The organism is Ideonella sp. P3_A4 (genome assembly GCF_056403075.1).
Window position 1 is genome coordinate 1 of record NZ_JBFUGE010000592.1, and the last position, 3653, is coordinate 3653.

Consider the following 3653-nt stretch of genomic DNA (forward strand, 5'->3'; position numbering starts at 1 on the left):
TCCTGGACCAAAGCCACCGGGCCCGCCTCGCCCGAGCTGAACGCATCCAGCGCGAACGGCAAGGCCTTGCGCACATCCACCGGCCCGTGCACGCGGCCATGCAGCACCGCCAGAACGCCGCTTGCGCCCGGGTGGGCTGCGAGCGTCGCCGCGTCCAGCAGGTTCTGCGGGCCGTCGGATTGCAGTGAGGTCACCGGCCGCATCGCCGCGGTGAACACCACCGGCTTGGCCGGCGACAGCACGCGGTGCAGGAAGTACGCGGTCTCCTCCAGCGTGTCGGTGCCGTGGGTGATCACGATGCCAGCCACCTCCGGCCGCGCCAGGTGGTGCGACACCCGCATCGCCAGCGTCTGCCAGATCTCGTGGCTCATGTCCTTGCTGTCGACCTGGGCCACCTGCTCGGACTCGAGTGCGCGCTCACCCAGTGCCGGCACCGCCGCCACCAGCTCTTTCACCCCGACCTGGCCCGCCACGTAGCCGACGTCGTCGCCCGAGCCGGCAATCGTTCCTCCTGTGGCCAGGATGACGATCAAGGGTGCTTGTCCCGATTTGTTTTGCATTTCTTGCATGTCTGGATAAAAATACAGATACTGGATGCAACCTCAGCCGTACCGTTCTCGCGCTAGTTCTCACTGGCGAGGGCGGTTCGGCACCAAGCCGCCATGATCGAAAGCCCCAAGCTCACCGCCCGCCAGCAGCAGATTCTCGACCTGGTGCAAACCACGATCGAGCGCACTGGCGCCCCACCCACCCGCGCCGAGATCGCCGCCGAGCTGGGCTTTCGCTCACCCAACGCGGCCGAAGAGCACTTGCAGGCGCTGGCGCGCAAGGGCGTGATCGAGCTGGTGGGGGGCACCTCGCGCGGCATTCGCTTGCAGTCCGGCACGCTGCGGGCCCTGAACGAGGCCCGCGGCAAGCAATTCTCGCTGCCCTTGCCGAGCCTGGCCCAACTGACGTTGCCGCTGGTCGGCCGGGTGGCCGCCGGCAACCCGATCCTCGCGCAAGAAAACATCGACCAGACCTACGTGCTCGAAGCCAGCCTGTTCCCGCGCCGGCCCGATTACCTGCTGAAGGTCAAGGGCATGAGCATGCGCGACGCCGGCATCATGGACGGCGACCTGCTGGCGGTGCAGAAGACCGCCGAAGCCCGCAACGGCCAGATCGTCGTCGCCCGGCTGGACGACGAAGTCACCGTCAAGCGCCTGCACCGCACCAAACAGACGATCGAGCTGCTGCCCGAGAACCCCGACTTCGAACCGATCATCATCGCCCCGGGCGGCGTCGAGTTCGCGATCGAGGGCATCGCCGTCGGCCTGGTGCGTCAGCACATGCTGTTCTGAACTGGGGACATCACTGTGAGCCGCACGTTGTCACCGGTCCGCCAGATCAAGGCGCCCAAGGCCGCGTCGGCCGACGAATGCCAGACGCTGGAACAGTTGCCTAATGTCGGCCCTGCGATGGCCGGTGACCTGCGGCTGCTGGGCCTGCATCACCCCACCGATCTGCGTGGCCGAGACGCCTTCGCGCTCTACCGCGACCTGGAGCGCGCCACCGGCCACCGGCAAGACCCGTGCGTGCTCGACACCTTCATGGCGATCGTCGACTTCATGAACGGCGCCGCCCCCAAGCCCTGGTGGGCCTATACCGCCGAGCGCAAGCAACTGCACGGGCAGGTGCACGGCTGAAGGCCGCGGGCCGCGCGCACGGGGTCATCTTGTAGATCCTCGGCCAGCCGAAGCCGCCATGCCGCGGTGCGCCGCGCGCCTGCCGTTGTCTTGCGCCGCGCCCAGCGACCGTATCGACCCCAGCCATGCACACCCAACTCGACCTTCCGGGCTTCGGGAAGAGCGCAGACATTTTTGTTCCCGACGCAATCGACGCCGGCGACCAGCGCTTGTCCGACTACCTGCTGTTCCTCGCCATCTTTCCCAAGCCCGACGACGCTGAGCGGCTGGCCAGCGCTGCGGTGGACATCTGCCGTGCGCACGCCTTGCCCGGCACACCGACGCAAGCCGATCGGCTGCATGTCACCTTGCGCATCCTCGGCCGATACGAGGACGGCGCCATTCCGCAAATCGATATCGACAGGGCGGTGGCCGCAGCCGCTGGCGTGGTCTGCCCAGAACTGCCGATCGTCTTCGACAGGGTCGGGAGCCTTGAGCGCGGCGGCAATGCCTTCGTATGGCATTGCGACGCCGCCAGCCGCGCTGCGTTCGCRCGGCTTGAACAAGCGCTGCTCGTTCGACTGGGAAAGCGCCCTTCGAACAGAGAGCCGCACATGACGCTGCTGTACAGCCCACCGCGCGCCGTCGCCCCGCTGCCGATCGAGCCGCTGCGATGGACCGCCACCCGCTTCGCGCTGATCCTCAGCCACCGCGGGCTTCATCACCATCAGTGGATCGGCGAATGGGCGCTGGAGCGGTGTGACGTTGGCGGGCCTGGTCAGCCGCGTGCTGGCTGACCCGCGTTTCCACGCCCCTAGGAAGAAAGCCGGCCCCGCTTGATGCAATGACTGTATATAAATACAGTTACCACACATCAGCCCACCTGCCGGGGAAGACGGCTCACTGGCAGGTCTTGCGGTCTATTGCCGTCGTCGTGCTGGAGGAGGAACCATGTCACCAATCGAAGCCCAAACCATCATTGACGCGCTGGCCAACGGCGTCGACCCGGCAACGGGCGAGGTGCTGCCGAGCGACGGACCGTTGGGCCACGCCCCGGTCGTCCGCGCGCTGTTCGTGGCGTCCAAGGCGCTGAGCCAATCGGCCCACCGGGCGCAGCTCGAAGCCACCCGGCCCGGCAAGGCAGGCAAACCGTGGTCGCAAGACGAGGACGCACAACTCCTGCAGGCGTTCGATGGCGGTACGGAGCTGCATGACCTCGCGGGCCGCCACGAGCGGTCGGCAGGCGGCATCCGCTCGCGCCTGGTTCATTTGGGTCGCCTGCAGGAGTCTGCTGGCGCTCGTTGACCGATCGCATCGCCGGCTGCGGGCGCGGTCGGTTGCGTCGGATCGATCGCCCGTCGAAGCAGCGAGGGGCGGCACACATGTTGCCCCAGTCAAGGCATGCGCGGCTATTCGGGCGGGGTCGTCTTGCGCCAAGGCGCGATTCGACCCCCGACGTCTGGTGTTAGGCAATGCAGGACGTACTATGGCCTTCGCACTTCCACACTGGACACCCAAAAGGTTTGCCCAACATGACCGCATTTGCAGTGAAACACATCGTCGGCGACCTAGGACCTCTTTCGAAGATGATGAAGCAGGTGAGGAAGGCACCCTACTCCTACACCTCCAACGAGCCCGAAGCCACGAACRCCGCCCTCGGGAACTACATCTATGTCATCGAGGTTCGAGCCGAACCCAAAGGCCTGCGCTCGTACTGGCTGGGCTACAAGTTCAGGGCCTTCGAAAAGTACCCTCCCGCAGGCGGCGGCAAGTGGCTCGAACAGTTCAAGTTCAAGAACGCTGCCAGGGCCTGCGAACAGGCCGAAGGCAGCTATGTCGACGCGCCGATCGAAATCGTCGAGTCGCGCCTCACGGCCTGGCTGGGCGAAAAGCGGCCGGGCATGACGGAGATCCCGRCCGAGTTGGTGCCGGAGTTGGACAGCCTCCTGGGCGACCCGGCCAACAACGCCAAGGCGTTTGCCTGAATCC

At 66.3% G+C, this 3653-nt stretch carries 6 protein-coding genes; 5 read left to right on the forward strand and 1 reads right to left on the reverse strand.

Going from position 1 to position 3653, the window contains the following annotated elements:
- Positions 1–560: asparaginase (locus tag AC1DYI_RS29470; RefSeq protein WP_477207675.1), on the reverse strand; the 560-nt coding region annotated here is incomplete at its 3' end.
- Between the two features lie 102 nt (positions 561–662).
- Between AC1DYI_RS29470 and lexA the strand changes: the two genes are divergently transcribed.
- The 5 genes from lexA to AC1DYI_RS29495 all read left to right on the forward strand — a co-directional run bounded on the left by lexA (position 663) and on the right by AC1DYI_RS29495 (position 3649).
- Complete coding sequence (gene lexA, locus AC1DYI_RS29475; RefSeq protein WP_477207676.1) at positions 663–1340, forward strand: transcriptional repressor LexA; 678 nt, start codon at positions 663–665, stop codon at positions 1338–1340.
- 15 nt (positions 1341–1355) lie between these two features.
- The gene (locus AC1DYI_RS29480) at positions 1356–1685 is read left to right on the forward strand and encodes a helix-hairpin-helix domain-containing protein (protein WP_477207677.1); all 330 of its coding nucleotides are present in this window, start codon (positions 1356–1358) and stop codon (positions 1683–1685) included.
- A 125-nt stretch (positions 1686–1810) separates the two neighbouring features.
- On the forward strand, positions 1811–2461 hold the full coding sequence (locus AC1DYI_RS29485) for a 2'-5' RNA ligase family protein (RefSeq protein WP_477207678.1): 651 nt from the start codon (positions 1811–1813) through the stop codon (positions 2459–2461).
- A 154-nt stretch (positions 2462–2615) separates the two neighbouring features.
- The gene (locus AC1DYI_RS29490) at positions 2616–2969 is read left to right on the forward strand and encodes a hypothetical protein (RefSeq protein ID WP_477207679.1); all 354 of its coding nucleotides are present in this window, start codon (positions 2616–2618) and stop codon (positions 2967–2969) included.
- 293 nt (positions 2970–3262) lie between these two features.
- Positions 3263–3649: a hypothetical protein gene (locus AC1DYI_RS29495; RefSeq protein WP_477207680.1), complete on the forward strand. Its 387-nt coding sequence runs from the start codon at positions 3263–3265 to the stop codon at positions 3647–3649.
- Positions 3650–3653: the final 4 nt, after the last annotated feature.

What these genes read in the sequence shown, in the direction of transcription:
- lexA (WP_477207676.1), top strand. Translation starts at nt 663, where the DNA reads ATGATCGAAAGCCCCAAGCTCACCGCCCGCCAGCAGCAGATTCTCGAC.
- AC1DYI_RS29490 (WP_477207679.1), top strand. Translation starts at nt 2,616, where the DNA reads ATGTCACCAATCGAAGCCCAAACCATCATTGACGCGCTGGCCAACGGC.